The organism is Halorubrum alkaliphilum, assembly GCF_017873815.1.
In the GTDB taxonomy this organism is placed as follows: domain Archaea; phylum Halobacteriota; class Halobacteria; order Halobacteriales; family Haloferacaceae; genus Halorubrum; species Halorubrum alkaliphilum.
In genome coordinates this window covers 21,014-38,314 of sequence record NZ_JAGGKQ010000018.1, presented here as the reverse complement: position 1 = coordinate 38,314, position 17,301 = coordinate 21,014, and the positions used below count along the sequence as shown (strand labels likewise).

Genomic DNA, 17,301 nt, shown 5'->3' with positions numbered 1-17,301 from the left:
TTATACTGCCTCAATCTCGAATTCGCTCGCTGTGATGTCCTCACTCCATGCCGTCTCCGCCTCAAAGTGTCTAACTTTGAATTGTTCTTGAGCTTCGTTTTCCTCTTCCAATTTCGAATAGAGAATCGGATGTGAGTTTCTGGAGATAATCGTTTCACGGGCTAATAGTCCTTGAGTCATGATATGTCGATTGTAGAATTCTCTTGGAAGGGGGTACCACGCAGTTTTGAATTTCTGATAAAATTCTTCAAATTCAGGGCTCGTTTCGTTCTCCTGCTGCTTGAAGTACTGATAAGTGAGATAGAAGCCAATTTGGAAAACGTCTGTACTGAAGACCGGTAGGAGATTATCTCTGCCCGCATTCGTGTATTCACGCTCTGCTACCCCAAGATTGACTGCCCGATCCCGGATAAACTTGACCTTGTTATTATTCCACTTACCGCCACCTGGAAGCTTATCACTCCCGATGAGGTTTTTTGGCGACCAGTCAGATTTGTAAACACCGGTCGTAGAATCGCGTTCTCTCCAGAGAACTCTCGTGAATTCGTGGAATGCCTTGTCGATTGTTCCCCCCTGGATACTCATATCATAGGTATTCAGTTTCCTGAGTAAGAATGCCGTCACCTCCGCACGTCGTAACTCTTGATTGCCATCGGAATTCAGCAGGGTGGCCAGTCCTTCTCCACTTGCATCTGGAAGGAACGGGTCGGTTTCTTCGGAGCTCCTAGTAAGTCGAAGGTTCCGATTTGTATTGCTGGTGACGACACCTAGGACATCCTCAAGTTCGTCGTATGCTTGAGAGCTATTTCCCGGGCTTAGTGTTGTCCCGTCAGCTTCTGAATACCCGAATGCTCGTATCTCATCCTTCTCAACAAGCTCTTTTGGGGACAACGGACCGTCTTCAGCCAGAACCTTTACAACATTAAGAAGCGCCTCGTACTTTCCTTTTGGAGGTGGATAATTAACCATAATCTAGTCCTCTACGGTTATGCAGGGCACAATCGATTCCTCGACCGAGATTCCCCCATGTGTCCAGAGCGGCTCGTTATGTGAACCAATACGGCTATGTGGATTCGCTGGTGTTAATAAACCTTCCCTGTAATCTGTACCGAGTTCAACTTCTATCATATCATCACCACTTAGATTCTGTTCCTTCGTGAGGAGACCTCTTTCATGTGTTCCACCTCCTATTCCGCTTACTGAGAGCTCGGGTTGAACCTGAACCATTCCGTGATCAGATGTTACCATGATATCTGCAACACCTCGATAGCTCTTGATAAAGTTCTCGATCGTGCTGACATATTGATTGACTTCCACATCACGGCTCTGCTCATATCGGGCCTGTACGTCGAGTCTCGGATCGTATATGATGAATGACTCACCAGTGTTCAGACGTTCCGTCAACTCCTCTCTTTTTTCGTCTAGATTGACAAATTCTCGAATCGAATTATTGGCTAAATCTTCACCATCGGTATATCCACCGAGTGTGTCGAAATCGACTCGCTGACGAAGTTCGTCGACAAATGTATCAGTTTTGGAGACGGGCGGTGCGAGAGCATATCCAGGTGTATCTTTCTGGTAACGTTGGACGAGATCTCGAGTGGATTGCTGCATCAAATTCAGCGAGTCAACCACGAGCACTACTTTCGGACGATGACCCTCTAAAAATCGGGCGATGCGCTCGACATTGTGGAGATCGTCGTATTCGTTACCCCGATAACCATCAGCGAGTGATTTTGTAGCCAGCTTTGTCATTTCGATATTCTTTATCTCCCGGTATCGATCGATTCCCTCCAAGAGGTCGGTAGTCGCGGGGGAGTGACGGATTATACGAATGAAGAGTAAGATGGGAAGAAGACGGTAAAAGTCCCTCAGATTGGCACTAGAACAGATGTTGTTCAGCAAATCAACCCTGTCCACGATATATTCCTGCAGTCCGGAATCGGCAGGTTTCCTCCAATCTGATGGATTTTCGGATTGCCACTCGTGAACTTCTTCAGTAAGAACTTCCTCTGTTTCGTGCTGTCGGAAGAGCAGGCTGAACAGAACTCGTATTCCGGTCGATTCGAATGGAGGCGGAGGTAGCTCATCAACAAGAGAATCCGAGATAGCATTGATGAATGGTGAGTCCTCTGGGACACTGCTCAACGTTCTACTTTCCCCGTAAATTCTATAGAATTCCGCCAACTGTAGATGACCCAGTTCTTGCAATTTGGTGGCGGCAAGCGAACGGAACAGCGAGTCATTCGGTTTGGGAAGTAAGTGCTGGACCTCACTCGAGAGACTGTTGAGACTGTACCGCTCAATCTCCGAGTTGATACGCTCACTTGTTTCAGGGGACATCGCTTCGACAGCCCTCCGGAATCGACGATTCTCCAAGTATCGATACATTATCCGACGCTGACTCCTATCGAGAAGAGGTGCTGAAGAGGGGAACCGAGTGATAACCTCCTCTATCGAAGACGAGTCCAGAGGTCGAATAACGTCAACTCTCGAGGTCCATCGTGGACGAGATGGGTAATTCAGACATATCTCGAACCAGTCAGGGGCGATGAATATTATCTGTGATGTCTCACAGAGACTCTTCAGTGCCTGATCCTCCGATTCATCTGGTGTAGTCGCCTCAGACAAGTCGAGCAAAGGAACGATGTGCGGGCCGGAGCCAACAGGTTGGATATCCATGATAGACCGTTGTTCTGTCTCTATCACTGAGGCTTGTGTGAATGATTCTCTGATCTTCCGTATAGTGTCACCACGGTCCATCTCTTCGGGGTAGAGTAGTAGATAGCTAGGTCCTCTTCGAGATTCTAATTCTGACACAAGAGAGGCGAAGTGATCGGCTGGCATACTCTTTCATTTAACCCGAAGGATAAAAATATGGGATGTGGCTAGAATCTAGCGCACTACTAAGTACCACCTAGTGCGGATCCAATCCTAAAGTGCTAGAAATAACCGATAGACTGGGCGTAGCAGATATCTAGCAATTTACGGTTGAAGCTACACTATAGACGATGCTCTTGTGTAGCACATTGTTGATGGATTGCCGTCTTGCGATTTGCTGCTGCGTGTATTGAATTGTGAGTCAACAGTAGAGGTGCTTAGAAAATCGATTAGTGTTCCCGCTCAGATAGTAACAACTGTATCAACAACCTCCTACAGAAGAGCGATAGACGAATAGCGTCTTCACCTTCTGGTAAAGCGGGAAACAGCAGCTGCCGAGTTTCACTGTATAATATAAAAGCAACAATGGATGGCTCGGGGAGTTTGAGGTACCTAACAGTCCTGTAGAGACTTCCGCCTTTTCGGGTCATCAATCTCATCGACGGAACGAGTTTAGATTCGGCAAGTACGTGCTTCTGATTTACAAAACAATTATTACCCTTGTATCAAATGTGTGATATAGAATGGAGGAACCGGAAGTCTTCGAGAAAGTCGTAGACGATCTTGAGGACAGAGGATATGATGCATTTGTTCACGTTCCTGGGTCCCATTCCACCCGATATCGATCGGTGATTGAGCGGTGTGGTGAACACAGAATCAGTATTGGGGGGCGTTTTCCGGACGTGATTGGATTTACCAACACTAATCGTATTTTTGCGATAGAGGTGAAGGGTACTGGTGATATGTTGAAGGGGATTGGACAGGCATTGACCTATCAACAAGGGGCTCACATATCTTACCTAGCTGCTGATTCTAAAGCTATTCGGCAAGTGTCGAGCGTTGCCCTTTCAAAAGGACTTGGCATGATCGAAGTAGATAATACAAACAGTGAGTGGTCCAATCCCGCAGTGACGGAGGCTAATGTACACGTTCAAGACGTTGCTGGGCAACTCAAGTATCGCCTACAACGCCGTGGGTCAGCCGGAGAGATTGCTGGAATGGCGCTCACACAACCCATTAATTTCCTTGCCCCGACGCTCATCCTCCAAGAGCGTGAATCAGTTTCGAAGGCAGCTCTCCACGATATTATTGTAGATGAATACGACTTCCATGCACCCGAGCATATCTATGATGGTGCCGTCGTTTTAGGCCTAATATCTGATGAGAATAAATCTAAGCTCACCGACCGTGGAAGACTTGCCGGCACGATGCTCAACGGATATGGTGTAAGCGAACTCGATGAGTTGGAACAACTGAAACCCCCCAGGGGGACTGTTGTTGCTGATGAGCACCCGCAAATAGCGACACTTCTTCGGTCTCAGTATACTGAGCACCCGGAGATCAGGCTCTTATTTCAAGCCCTTTCCGAGGTTTCCGGTGAACTCCCATTCCCGGAGCTGGTGGAAATCCTCGTCAATCAATACCCGAACGTATTCTTGAACGTCTTTTGCACTGCTAATCCTTCACCAGGTCGGTCTGAATCTGGCCGAGAGCAAGCACGTGCTCTTATTGAGTCCGGTGATGCGGACCAAATCTTCAAAGACGAGCAAATCTGGAAAGCAGCGGTTCGGTCAAACATATTCCAAAACTTTGTCCAACAGCTCAAACACATCGGGGTGCTGGCTCCTGAAACGAGCGGACATAGCGGAAAATTGGCTGATTTCGACCCCTCGCTAAAGCCTTGGATTCCACGGGAGTAGGCTGATTACTTCGATGTGAACTTTGATATTCAGACTACAGTAGATTAATTTGTCAATCAGTCTGTTGATGTAGAGGACACTGTTCCAGCTTCTTCAACCATAGGTGTGTCAATATACTTACTAACAATGATCACATCACAAGAGCCACTAATACCATCCTTTGTCTCGTAGCTGACTTTTGATCGCTCAAAATCAATATCAACGTCGCTGCCAAGGTAGCCAGTACGCTGGATCTCTCGCAATTCGTCCGTGTCTCCCCACTCCCAGCAAATAAGTAGCTCTGCTGGTTCCAACGGGCCTTCATCATCGAAATAATCGACTAAGGTTGAACTGACAGCGGCTGCCTGAAGCGTTCCATCGGTTCGGACGATGGCTGTAATATCGTCTGTGGGATGGTAATCCTCAACAAAGATTTCAGGGGCGTTACTCTGGGCGGAGGGCCGCTGTAGCCCAAAGAGAATCTCCGCATCATTACTTGGCATGAATCGACCTCTCGATTTGATGCGGTCAACACGGTCGTGAGCTTTAGTTGATTCTGAGGAAGCTTTTCGGGCTAATTCTCCTTGGCGTCGAGCTTCTAGATAACCTTCGAACCACGGGTCGTGGGTGACTTTCGAGAGAAAATGACTGAGCTCCTCTTCGAGAGCCTGATAGACACTACTCGATTTATTCCGGATCTTGCCACGGTTGGCCGAGAGCTCTATGTCCTGGCAATTTGCCACGAAAAGAAAGTGGATGAACTCATTATCATGTGAGATGGCTTCGTTCAACCGCTCAACCTTAATGTGATCTTTTGCTAGCCAGACACCAAACTGCGTCGAATGTCGACCGAATGTAGGGAGTTCGTTGCGTGCTGCTTTTCCACCTGCCATCCCCATTATTTCGACAGTAGAGGTTCCCTCTGCGTGGTTCAGCGTTATTTCATTTGGGCCGTACAACTTACACATGCGTTCAGCGGGGAATTCCCCGTCACCTGGTAGGAGCTGTTCCGACGGGAATTCGAATTTATTTGTGGTAGTGAGCTGCTCACGCGAATCGTCAATCTCGTCGTCCAGTTCAACTGTGATATCCATCTCGTGAAAATCATCTTCAAAGAAGTGCGCCGTGGAGCCCACGATTGTCTTCCACTTCAGATAATTATGGACCTTCGGATAGGTGAGTGATTCCGGACTAAACCCTTCCCCTGATTTGAATCCACTAATCCGTATTAGCGTGCCAGATCGGGATGATGGAGCATCCGTCTTTGTAACGTCATATTCGGGAAGAACTCGGTTATTGAGCTTTTCCCACGGATTTTTCATCTCGGCAGAGAGAGTGATACCATCTCTACTCGTATTCACTTTGATATGATCGCTTTTGTAGAATATCTTTGTCCCGTGTCCCTTGTATCCGATTGAGTCAGTCTTGCTTGAGTTACCGAGATCGAAAAAGGATTTGAGATCCTCTTCGTTCATCCCGTGTCCGTCGTCCTCAATAATGATGTCAGAGCCGTCCGGTTGGGACTTGATTCTGATATCAACAGATTCAGCCCCTGCATCAAACGCGTTCGAGAGTGATTCACGGAGTAATTCAAGCGGATCCTCAAAATCACTGGCAATTTCGAGGAACTCGTTGACTTCATTGACTGTTGGTGTTCGTTTCATTAGAAGTACCCTCCAAGTGATTCGTTGACGACGCGATGAGCGTGCTTTCGCGTACTATCGTTGCGACCAATTGTATTTTCGATATAGTCAACCAGACCGTCTGTACCATCCATTTGTATCCTCTCACGGATGTTCTTGAGCTCAGTCATTTGTACGTATAAGTTGTGGACAGCCGCTGGACCCATCTGGTCTTTGCGATACTGTGTATTGCCGTTCATCCGGGATCGGAGTTCTGGTGAAGAGCATACGGGACAGGAGCAATCCTTGAAGTCCGCGTCTTCGACTCTAACCGTGCTCAGAAGGGACTTGTAGTACTTCCCGTTGATCGCAGCTTGCATGTATGAAGAGGAGTCGAAGGTATCCGCACCAACGGCTGCAAGCAGCGGAATCGCTGTATTCGAGATCCCGAGAACGTGAAGCGGGAGGTCGTCAAAACCCCGTTCAGCCATGACATCGCGGCAGCCTTGAACGGCGTTGATAAGCAATTCCCGATCATCTTTTTTAGGAACGAGACTGCCAAGCGCAATCCCGTCGAAAGTGGCAGAAATATCGATATCTCCCAGTATGCTCTGTAGCTCCTGCATAAAGGTGTCTATCATCGAGTAATTATACCCATGGACAGTGAGATAGCGAGCTGCGGGGTAGTCCTTGGACAGCTCAAGAAACTCGTCTACATTTTCGGCAGTCAGACGAGCTTTCCGACAGCGCTCTTCGAATGAATCGTCTGGTTCGATAGGAATATCAAGGTTAACGATGATTTCCCCGCCGAGTTGCTGTTGCATCTCGAACACGCGCGCTTGGTTCATTTCGAGCTCAAAGTCACTCCCGTCTAAGGCCCCTTGTGTCAGATTTTTGTATCCACCAGAGTCCGCGAATATGATTCCCTCAAATCCGTGAAACTCAGCGCGCCGTTTTATTGGTGAAGAAAGGTAGGTCTGTAGGAGATCTCGATTGATGCCATAATCAGTAAGAGACCCAACCGACATCATGGCTCCTTCGAATATATGGCTACAATCAACGCCAGCGACCCTGTCATCACCGTTGATGAGTTCTTTAACAGTACGGTGAGTGCTCCCACCAAAGACACTACCACTTCGTCCACCCCCGTAGAAATTGATCACCGGAAAGAGACTGGGTGTCTCCATCGAAACCCCATTAATAGTGAGTTCCCCGGCACGGGCGTCACCTGTTGTTCCCTCAATATTGAACCCAGCGGCTTGCTGAAGTCGGTTATCCACAGCCATCAATCGGCCCCCACAGAACTAGGAGCACTTTGTCGAATTCTTTGTTTCAATTTTCGACCTCGTTCTCCGAGCTTTCCCTCTATTACATGGACTGGAGTGTCGATTTCCTCTTCGATTCCGCGGATCGCTTCTCTGTAGGGCTGGCCCATATTGATTAGAACTTCGTCGTACGTATGAGCATGAAGTCGACTCTTAAGAGCCTCTTTCACTTCGTCCCGAATCTCTAGAGCACGCCCCGAGTCCATTTTTTTGTCGTAGAAAGAGAGATTCGTGTCAGAATCAATTAGGCCATGTTTTGCTGAAAGAATACAAATATCAATATTCGGGTCAAAATCATCTTCTCGTTTCGCTTTCTTTATAATTTTGTAGTAGTATCCGGAGTACAATTCTAGCGCAGGAACCGGCTCACTTGGTTCTCTCTTGGATTTAGAGCAGGACTGTACTAAGAGAGTTTGCATAGGGACGGCTTTGTTCACCTCGGCCTTAACGTTACTGGTGTTCTTACTCTAGACAAGATCTCTCATAAGGCGGATTAGAGGCTCATATCTTCGGTTGAAATGTCAAGATACTCCATTAGTTCTTTGATATTTTCTTTGCGGAAATGTTCCGTTAGTCGTAACGCCTCTGGTTCCTTAGGGAAGAGCTCACCCTGTCCGTAGGCATTCAGCGCATCTTGGATAACACCACGGTAGGTGCTGCTGGCAGCATAGCCAATTACCAGATCATATGACTCACCGTGTTCTTGTAAATATGAGATTAGACGATCACGGACAAGTTCTATTTGTTCCGTATCTTGTTCAGATAGTACGTACTCGTATTCCATCACTTCCTTATCTGTTTCATGCTCTTCCGGGACTGGCCCGTACATCCCCGAAATTGTCACTTTATGTATATTGTCGCGGCGTTCCTGTAATCGTTTGATGACGACTCGATGCGTTCTAGATTCTGCGTATGGCTTTCGCTTACTACACGGAATAAGCAGAAGGATGTTCTTTCCTGCTGGTGGCGTGTACCGATGATTGAGAATATTGAAACTGTTCGGTGTGTGCTGAAGCGAGACGCGCTGTTGGTGTGTCTGATCATCAACACCTCCGCCAAATTCTGTGAGCTTTGCCTGGTCAGTTTCAATATCGGGACCAACAATCAGATCGTATGCACCCCGTTCCCGAAGTTGCTGTTGTAGTTTCCTATCACGTATTTGAGCATATTTGAGCCCCTGCTTGATTTGCTCGTGATCTCGGGCAAATTGGATTATGTATTCTAGGAGCTCTCCGTCCCGAATTTTCTCACGAACTCGTCGCATCTCGTCGTTATATACTTCGAAGTTATGCCGCGCAAGCAGCCCATATGGTTCCGTTTTTGTTGGACCCGCTCCATAGGTTGGTTCCATATTTAGCCGCTCACGCACAGATTTCGGATCCCATTCTGGGTGATTACGGAGCGTACAGTGCTCTAATTCGCATGGGAATTCGCCGTCATCTAAGAACTCCTCCATATTGTCCAGACTGATATGCTCCCAAGTACCTGGCACGACATACTTCTTATACCTAGCAGTCTGCATATGTGTAGAGCAGTCGAACGAATCTGCCCCTAGTAGCGTGAGGAGGGACACTTGTTTGCCCCCGACACCAAATATGTGTAACGCGATCTCATCTTCCAAGTGGGCTGGGATCGCGTCTTTTGCACCCTGAACGATATCAACTAGAAGATTCGTTCGGCTTCGAAGTGGAACGAGTGATCCGATCGCAAAACCATTGAACCGGTGTGTGATACCTTCTTCCTGTATCCTGTCTAGGAAATTTTGGACATACCAGCTGATCGTCTCGTAGTCATGTCCATGAATTGCGACGAAGACTCCCGGATCGGTACCCTCAGTCTTCCTATTACGTAACCTTTCGATGCTCGCTTGATCGCCCTCATTACGTGTTTCAATCTGCTCCGGATTTTCGATGAGTTGTAGACATCGCACGGCACTTTCGATACTGCGCTGCATTCGTTCGGTCTTCTCAGCTTCGCGGAGCTCGGGTGGAATTGGATAATCGAGTGTCGCAACAATGTCGCCTCCAAAATCAGCCTGGAGCTTGAGAATGCTGTCCGGATTCGTATATAACCCCCATTCATTTTCTTTTCCCCCCTCAGAAGGCGGATCTCCAAACGTATCCGAGTTCATCAAACTGAATCCACCAGAGTCGATGAATATCGGGCACTTGATATCTACAAAGTCATCACCCAGTTTCTCCCTAAACGTCTCATCTCGCCATCGTCCGAGCGTATTCGCAGTAACTCCGTAGTCTAGGAAGCTCATCGCCTGGAACATCACTCCCTGGACGTGATCCTTATCGAGAAGATTGTCTCGGAAATGTCGCCACGCAGCTCCCGATTTCGGGGTTGTTCCCCCAATAATATTCACTACCGGAAATAGCGCTGGTGTGTTGACTGGGCCATGAGGGACATCTAATGTTCCTAGCCGACCGAATTCCTCCTCGTTATCCAACTCTATTTCAAATTCCGGCATCTATTCGGGTATTCTATCAGGTGGGGACGCAAATGCTTTGTTTTTGCCTGTTCACCGCTCTGCCGTATATCGGTTCGTGGGTGTACTTCGTGGCTGCCGGTAGAGTAGTCGAACCACTGTTCGACGCTCCTACCGGAGCCCGACTCCTGGCCGATGAAGACGACGGCGCAGCGATTCTGGGTAGAATATTCTTCGACAGTAGGTGGCTGATTGATGAGTGGGTATTCGGATACGACCTTGGTGAGTAGAGACATTCTCAAAGGGCACAAGCAGGATGTTGGTTTAGAGCGCAGGTGCCAGTTGGTACTTGCTCCTGCTGATGCTGACCCTCCTCAAGTATGATGCCGCACACAGCGCCCTTGGAACGCTCCTGAGAATGCTGTCTCACTTCGAAAAGTATCAAACGACCTTTAATCGATAATTAATGCTAATCGAAATGAAGTAATCAAGCCGGCCGCTCCACGAACTCCGTAACGGCGTAGAACGGGAGCGTATCAATCAGCGCGACAAACAACTTCACGATGTACTGCCCAGCAACGATCGACACGAGCGCCCAACCCCACGTCGGGTCCCCGCCAAGGCCGAGTGCCGGAAAGATGGCGAACCCGAGTGTGATGAACACGACCGTGTCCACGCCCTGACTAATTGCCGTGGAGCCGCAGTTCCGGATCCAGCGATGCTGACCTCCGGTGCGACTCTTCAGATTGGCGAAGAGTCGGACGTCGAGATGTTGGGCGGCGGCAAGCGCGACGACGGAGGCAAGGATGATCGATGCGGAGCCGCCAAGCGTCGACACGAACGCTTCTTGCCCACCGTAGAACGGTGCAGACGGCATCCAAATGGCGAGGAAGACGAGCGCATACGCGATGACGAGCGTGACGACGGTTCCGTTGACCACAGTCGCAGCGTACTCTTTCACGTGGTACTCGACGAGCAAGTCCGAGGCGAGGTACGCGACGCCGAACGCAACGAACCCAGCAGGGACGGCGACACCGCCAAGCCCCGGCAGCTCGATCCACGTCAGTTTCGCTGCGAGGACGTTTGCGAGGACGATTGAGCCGGCGAATACGGCTGTAAAGATCGCACGAGTATCTTCAGTCTCCATCAGCTGTCACCACCGTCTGTGACCGGACCACCGCGTACGGTGCTGTGTTGCGGCTCGGCTGAGGTGGGTACCGATGGCCAACGAGAGAGTCGGCGGAGAGACGATCGTGAGTGGTGCTGCTGTTCCATCGATGAAGTAACGAAACTCAATCTTTATATATTCCCCGAATATTCTTCGAGTATGGCCCGAAGTATATCGAGAGACGAATCCGAAGCAGATGTGCTTCAGGAAGCAGGCCAACGAACACTCCACATCGGAGCCGACAACCCCATCCGAATCAGCTCGGGCCACCGCATCCTCCACCACGACGGGAAATGCTCGCGGCCACACGGCCACAACTACGAGATCACCGTCGAGGTAAGCGGCGAACTCACCGAGGAAGGGTGGGTCGTCGACAAAGGCGACGTCACGGACGTCATCGACGCCTGGGACCACCGGTTCCTCGTTGAGGAAGGCGACCCGCTCGTTGACGCGTTCGAGCAGGCCGGCGACGGCGACGCCCTCGTCGTCCTCGATCACCCACCAACGGCAGAGGTGATGAGCGTCCTCCTCGAACAACGGATGCTTGAGGCGTTCCCAGACACCGTCTCGGACGTCTCCGTGTCGGTGAGCGAAACCGGCGAGCTCTGTGCGACCTACTAATGCCGGTCGCAAGCGACGTCGAGGAGCCCACAACGGACGCTGACGCGGCTGGTGAGGGCCTCCCGATCAACGAGGTGTTCTACTCGTTACAGGGGGAAGGAACGCTTGCTGGCGTCCCCTCTGTCTTTGTGCGGACCTCTGGGTGTAACCTGCGGTGTTGGTTCTGTGATTCGTACCATACGTCGTGGGAGCCGACCGGCGCGTGGCGCGACGTCGACTCGATTTTGGAGGAAGTCCGCTCCCACGAGCAGGCGAACCACGTCGTACTCACGGGCGGCGAGCCACTCATCCACGAGGAGTCCGTCGAACTCCTCGAACGGCTCGACGAAGAGGGGTATCACGCGACGATCGAGACGAACGGGACGATCTACCGGGATGCGCCGATCGATCTGGCGAGTATCAGCCCAAAACTGGCGAGCAGCACGCCGACACCGGAGCGTGACCCGAAGGGGGAGGGCGAGTGGGAAGAGAAACACGAACAGAATCGGATCGACATGGATGCGCTCTCCCAGATGGTCGATGCGTACGAGACGCAGCTCAAGTTCGTCGTGACCGACGAATCGGACCTCCCAGAGATCACGGACCTGGTTGATCGGGTACGAGAAGCGACGGCGACGACCGTCGCCGATGATGACGTGTTGTTGATGCCGGAGGGCATGACGCGCGAGCAACTCGATGGGACGCGAAGCGAGGTCGCCGAGTTAGCGATGGAGTACGGCTACCGGTACACGCCGCGACTGCACGTGGACCTATGGAACGACGCCCCGGGAACATGAGTACGTCACTTTCAGAGGCCGGTCGGCAGAGCGCGGTGCCGCGAGCGCGGTGTGGTGAACAGAGCGATAATCGATTCGACGCAACCAAGCAGACATGAGCAACAAAAGCGCGGTGATTCTGGTGTCCGGCGGGATGGATAGTGCGACAGCGGTGTACGAAGCAATGGAGCAAGGGTACGAGCCGTACTTTCTCCATACGTCGTACGGGCAACGCACCGAAGACAAAGAGTTCGAGTGCGCACAGGCGCTTGCTGAGGAGGTCGATGCGGCTGACTTCCTCCACATCGAAACGGGCCATCTCTCTCAAATCGGCGCGTCGAGCCTGACGGATGAGGAGATGGACGTGGCCGACGCGGATCTTGAGAGTGATGAGATTCCGACGTCGTACGTCCCCTTCCGCAACGCCAATCTGTTGTCGATGGCGACGTCGTACGCGGAGGCGACTGATTCAGAGGCGCTGTTTATTGGGGCGCACTCGGAAGATTTCTCTGGGTATCCCGACTGTCGCCCCGCCTTTTTTGACGCCTTTCAGAACGTGATCGACGTCGGCACGAAACCGGAGACGGAGATCGAGCTGAAAGCGCCGTTCGTCGAGTGGTCGAAAACGGAGATTGCGGAGCGGGGGTTGGAGCTTGGCGTGCCGTACGAGATGACGTGGTCGTGTTACCGTGACGAAGAGCCAGCGTGTGGGACGTGTGATGCGTGTGCGTTCCGGCTTGAGGCGTTTCGGAATGCTGGGTCACGCGATCCGATTGCGTATGCTGAGCGACCGGAGTTCTCGTAACATCTTCGCCCCTGCTGAATGAGTTAGAACTCGTCCTGTAATTTGTCCATCTTACATTGGACACAGAGGTCATCGAAAAAGCAGGAGATGTTATCGTACGGGCAGTCGCGGTCCTCGACGTTGACTGATAGGCGACGTTTTTCGTTTTTCCAAATCGACTCCCAGACGTCGATGTCCATGTCAGCTGAGCTGAAGACCACTTCTTGCTCTCGGTCGATGATTTTCGCGGTGGTGACCTCGTGTTGATGTTTCTTGACGAGCGTTATCGCCTTCGTGTAGGATGAACACGGGATCACTCGTGTATCAGCATGGTCATCAAGGAGTTTCACTCTGATTCGCCCGTCATACTCCTCGGTGGGCTCCATGTGATTTGTCATGACGTGTGAGTTCTCAAACCCCACGCAAAAGCATTCGTGTCTGGGTGTCTGAGCCCTTACCGGTCACCAGATCTGTTTGTCTAAGACTGGTAAACCGGCACACCACACCAGTATTTGGTACAGCTACAGAGCCGACCTCGCCCAAGTCAAATTAACCCTCGAAGGCTCTGTTGTAATTCTTGAAATCTGATAGGATCGCCGTGCGAGATACTGAGTGTGAATCCAATGGCGGTGGCATTCATTCCCACGACCGAGCATGGCACATGTCATTATGGGGAACATTCATATCAGCAGATATTGTTCGGAGTTAGTATGTAGTCCCTCGGGGAGATCCTCGCAGGCATGAAAGAATTCGTTTGGACTGAGGTTCGAGGATGGCTTGCCGTGTTGAAATACGCAGCAATATGGGCTGGTGCGTTCGTTCTGATCGGGCGTTCCGCTGAAACTGTGTTTGGGACAGAACGCACACGCGCTGCCGTCCTTGTGACGCTGGTAGCGGCGACGGCTATCACCAATCTCGCTTCAAAGCGTCTTTAATCGCCTTCTGTTGCTGACTCGGGTGATCTGTGATCGGATCTCTGTGATAGATTTGCGCTCTGTATGTAGTACGGCCTCGACGAACTATCTACGACCAAGGATTTCAATAAAGCCGTCTCTCAATAATTTACGTTCAGTGCGCAGCCCTCACCGACCGGCTGTTTCACTCGATATTGTATCTGAAGAAGGGGACTTCAACAGAGCCTCTAATTTCTTTCCTGAGTTTGATGATGTCGTCCATTGGAACCAACAAAGTAGAGAGAACTATTAGTATTGTTCGAGATAGTCAAGGTATGCTCGGAATGCGGGCGGGTACTGCTCAAGGAACGAGTCTGCTGCTTGTTCGAATCCTCCGAGATCGTCGATTGTGGAGGCGTACTCACGATTAACTGGTGCTTCGATGGCTTGGGTCTCTAGATCGACGATCCGAGTGGAGAATTCGATGAGAGCTTCCCTAGTGGGGCTGTCAAGTCGAATTCTGTTAGTGGTTGTTCGCTCGTATAGTGGATGATAGGTTTCCCGGAGTGCGTTCCCTTGCTTGCCGCCTTCAACGAGTTCTGGCGTCCCGGTCACAAAGAGAGAGACGTTTTTCGGGAGGGCGTCAGCGAAGTTGTCAAGTGCTTTGAAGTGTTCTTCGGTGCGAACGGATTTTTCCAGTTCGTCAACACCGAGCAATACTCTGTACCCATTGATTTGTGCGAGTGAACTAATCAACCCGAGCACGTCCATGGGTTCATTATTCTCTATTTCTTCGAGAAGACTCTGAGTGAGGCTTTGGGACGTACTGTTGAAGTATTCACTTGCGGTTTTTCCGATTTGATCAATGACGGGTTGGGGAATCGCTGTGTCTGACAGAATGTCTTTTGCAGCTAATTCGAGCGATTTCTTCATGCGGGATTCCCGGATTTCGAAGCCTTCTCGTTCATAGTGTGACGCACACAGATCTGCGACTTTTCGAAGGGTCGTGTCCCATAGTTCGTCAAGTCCATTGGCGTAGTCTACGTGGTCAAGAGAGCGGGGAGTTTCGAGGTTCGTCCGGAAGGTTTCTATGAGCGCTCCTTGGTTCAAGAAGTTTGTTTCGTCATCAAGGTCTACGAGACTCACAGCAGCCCATGGCAGAACTTCATCGCGCATCCAATGGAGGAAGAAGGATTTGCCGAATCCGAGTTCACCTTCGATGAACGTGTATGGTTGTGCGGATTCTACGCGGGTGATCGCTGTGTCGATCGCTGATTCTCGGCCGATAGCGATTTGTCGACAGGTTCCGGGTTGTGAAGGTGGGATGTGTGCCCGGAGGTTTTCGATAATGTGGAGTGCTTGTACATCATTAAGTTCCCCTGTGCGTGAGTACGTTGTCTCGGCAGGCCCGGCAGGGTTTCGCCACTCCGCTTGTGCGGAGGTGCTACTGGTTCCGCCTGACCCGGAGATGATTAAACGGTAACTTCGGGCTGTGTCTGTGGTTCGACTGTCGCGGATGATTTCGATGACGTCCCCGGGTTCGCAAGCTAGGTGCTGAATGGCGGGGTCGGTTGTTTTGATACGTGGCAGATCGGTCCGGTCGATCGAATATTCACGGCACAACTGTGTAACTCGTTCCTCAGACACAACTCGGTGTTCAGGCACTAGCGTATGGTTGACCGTCGTATTGTCGAGTCCCTCGCCTGAGATGGGGAACCACGATTCTTCGACTTTAAGTCGGTCGATCAAACAGTGGGGGCAGTATATAGCATCGGAGACCAATGGGCTTCCGCATTCCGAGCACGAGGAGACCGCTGTTGTCATGTATAGAATGGACTGAATCCTTGGCTAATTAGGAGTATCGAATTCCTGGCTTATTCTTGTGGATTTCTACTAATAATCAAGTCGTGACCGTCCGTTAGAAGAGGTGCTCTCTCCGAAGCAGATTCGTTATTCGAAACGTGATTCAAGAACGTCTACGAGTGTTTGTTGTTCCCCTTGGCCGGTCGGGGTGAGGAGTAGTCGCCGAGGGCTCAGATTACTGATTCCGCCGTGGTGGTCTGCTGCGTTCATAACGATGTTACGGGCTTCATCGTCGGTGAGTGTTGCTGACTCACCGTATGCGATCTCAAGTAGGTTTGCCACTTTGGAGACGAGTGTTACGTAATCTTCCTCCGTGAAGTTGCTTAAGACGAGCTTCGCTGCTCGATATCGGTCTTGTAAGGCTTGGTGGCCTGCTTCGTCAATTAGTGAGTCCCATTTCTCTTGGTTTCCGACAAAAACGAACATCATATGCTCGAATTGACCTTTCTGATAGCATTTATTGTATAGGTCAATGAGCCGTTGTGTAGTCGCTGATTCGGGGTTCCATTCAAGTTGCTCCGCGGCTTCGTCGATAAGGATCGTAAACCCATTGTACCCTAACTCAAGGGCGAGGGATCGCAGATGGCGGAGATAATTGTACTCGTTTTCTTTTGTAATGCTGTCGAAGCCGACTTTCCCGATCGCGTGTAACTCTTCGAGTGCAATGTTTTCCCCTTGTAGATATCCGCTTGCGGCGTTGAGTACGTCAACACGGTCTAGTGTGACGTCGTCACGCTCAACGTGTAGTTTCCCGTTGGCCCATGCGTCGAGTAAATTCCGAAGAATACTGTAGATTGAATGTCCGTAAAATCCGTACTGGGTGGCTACCTGTTCGAATTCGCTGCGAGATACTTCTTCACAGAATTGCCGGAGGAGTGGCGTGACGCCAGTCCCGTTCTCATCTGGATACCGAATGTTCTGGACGATTCCCCGGTAGAGTTCACCCTTGTCAGAGATTGCTTCGAGGTCTTGAATGTCGAACTCGGATCGGATGAAGCCCATGTCGGTTGCTCTATCAGCGATCAGATTGATGAAGAACGATTTCCCGTACCCGAAGTCACCTAAGACGAAGAAAATTTGTCCGCTGCCTCGCTGGACGCTTTGGAGTCCTTCAGTCGGCTTATCGCATAATCGCCGTTCTTCTGCCTCCCGACCGACGCGGATGTGTTTCACATGCTCGGGTTTGGGTGGGACACCTTGTTGAATCCGGGTGAGGATATCAATAGCTGTATCTTGTCCGATCTGGAGGGCGTCCCCTGCATCACTACCAGTCATTA

14 protein-coding genes and 1 pseudogene are annotated in these 17,301 nt (G+C 50.6%); 4 read left to right on the top strand and 11 right to left on the bottom strand.

All coding sequences use genetic code 11. The features are described from left to right. Both J2751_RS11235 and J2751_RS11230 read right to left on the bottom strand, forming a co-directional pair. Positions 1-969 carry a hypothetical protein gene (locus J2751_RS11235; RefSeq protein ID WP_209486093.1) on the bottom strand — a complete coding sequence of 323 codons (969 nt, stop codon included), beginning with the start codon at positions 967-969 and terminating at the stop codon, positions 1-3. A 3-nt stretch (positions 970-972) separates the two neighbouring features. Then, positions 973-2,847, bottom strand: coding sequence for a hypothetical protein (locus J2751_RS11230; RefSeq protein ID WP_209486091.1), 1,875 nt, complete (start codon positions 2,845-2,847; stop codon positions 973-975). A 557-nt stretch (positions 2,848-3,404) separates the two neighbouring features. Between J2751_RS11230 and J2751_RS11225 the strand changes: the two genes are divergently transcribed. Then, positions 3,405-4,580 carry a hypothetical protein gene (locus J2751_RS11225; RefSeq protein ID WP_209486089.1) on the top strand — a complete coding sequence of 392 codons (1,176 nt, stop codon included), beginning with the start codon at positions 3,405-3,407 and terminating at the stop codon, positions 4,578-4,580. Positions 4,581-4,636: 56 nt separating this feature from the next. On the opposite strand, the gene J2751_RS11220 is transcribed toward J2751_RS11225, so the two are convergent. The 5 genes from J2751_RS11220 to J2751_RS11200 form a co-directional block, all read right to left on the bottom strand. After that, positions 4,637-6,223: an ATP-binding protein gene (locus tag J2751_RS11220; RefSeq protein WP_209486087.1), complete on the bottom strand. Its 1,587-nt coding sequence runs from the start codon at positions 6,221-6,223 to the stop codon at positions 4,637-4,639. After that, the gene (locus tag J2751_RS11215; RefSeq protein ID WP_245202742.1) at positions 6,223-7,467 is read right to left on the bottom strand and encodes a tRNA-guanine transglycosylase; all 1,245 of its coding nucleotides are present in this window, start codon (positions 7,465-7,467) and stop codon (positions 6,223-6,225) included. The genes J2751_RS11220 and J2751_RS11215 overlap by 1 nt, the downstream gene beginning before the upstream one ends. Beyond that, complete coding sequence (locus J2751_RS11210; RefSeq protein ID WP_209486085.1) at positions 7,467-7,925, bottom strand: DUF6884 domain-containing protein; 459 nt, start codon at positions 7,923-7,925, stop codon at positions 7,467-7,469. The genes J2751_RS11215 and J2751_RS11210 overlap by 1 nt, the downstream gene beginning before the upstream one ends. 74 nt (positions 7,926-7,999) lie before the next feature. Beyond that, entirely contained in the window at positions 8,000-9,982 is a 1,983-nt protein-coding gene (locus J2751_RS11205; protein ID WP_209486084.1) for a tRNA-guanine transglycosylase, read from the bottom strand. 445 nt (positions 9,983-10,427) lie between these two features. Next, positions 10,428-11,087, bottom strand: coding sequence for a queuosine precursor transporter (locus J2751_RS11200; RefSeq protein WP_209486083.1), 660 nt, complete (start codon positions 11,085-11,087; stop codon positions 10,428-10,430). Positions 11,088-11,267: 180 nt separating this feature from the next. Between J2751_RS11200 and J2751_RS11195 the strand changes: the two genes are divergently transcribed. From J2751_RS11195 to queC, 3 genes are all read left to right on the top strand, one after another. Continuing rightward, positions 11,268-11,729, top strand: a complete 462-nt coding sequence (locus J2751_RS11195) for a 6-pyruvoyl trahydropterin synthase family protein (RefSeq protein ID WP_209486082.1) — start codon at positions 11,268-11,270, stop codon at positions 11,727-11,729. After that, positions 11,729-12,505, top strand: coding sequence for a 7-carboxy-7-deazaguanine synthase QueE (locus J2751_RS11190; RefSeq protein ID WP_209486080.1), 777 nt, complete (start codon positions 11,729-11,731; stop codon positions 12,503-12,505). Before J2751_RS11195 ends, J2751_RS11190 begins: the two co-directional genes overlap by 1 nt. A gap of 94 nt (positions 12,506-12,599) precedes the next feature. Next, positions 12,600-13,289: a 7-cyano-7-deazaguanine synthase QueC gene (gene queC / locus J2751_RS11185; protein WP_209486078.1), complete on the top strand. Its 690-nt coding sequence runs from the start codon at positions 12,600-12,602 to the stop codon at positions 13,287-13,289. A gap of 23 nt (positions 13,290-13,312) precedes the next feature. Here queC and J2751_RS11180 read toward each other — a convergent pair whose 3' ends face one another. From J2751_RS11180 to J2751_RS11170, 4 genes and pseudogenes are all read right to left on the bottom strand, one after another. Then, positions 13,313-13,666, bottom strand: a complete 354-nt coding sequence (locus tag J2751_RS11180) for a hypothetical protein (RefSeq protein WP_245202741.1) — start codon at positions 13,664-13,666, stop codon at positions 13,313-13,315. 804 nt (positions 13,667-14,470) lie between these two features. Next, a complete protein-coding gene (locus J2751_RS11175) occupies positions 14,471-15,631 on the bottom strand; it encodes a BREX system ATP-binding domain-containing protein (protein ID WP_394357388.1) in 1,161 nt (386 codons plus the stop codon). Next, a pseudogene (locus J2751_RS15545) lies at positions 15,629-15,871 on the bottom strand (DNA-directed RNA polymerase subunit H); the annotation flags it as partial. The pseudogene J2751_RS15545 and the gene J2751_RS11175, both read right to left, overlap by 3 nt. 240 nt (positions 15,872-16,111) lie before the next feature. Continuing rightward, positions 16,112-17,299, bottom strand: coding sequence for a BREX system ATP-binding domain-containing protein (locus J2751_RS11170; protein WP_209486073.1), 1,188 nt, complete (start codon positions 17,297-17,299; stop codon positions 16,112-16,114). Between the last annotated feature and the right edge of the window lie 2 nt (positions 17,300-17,301).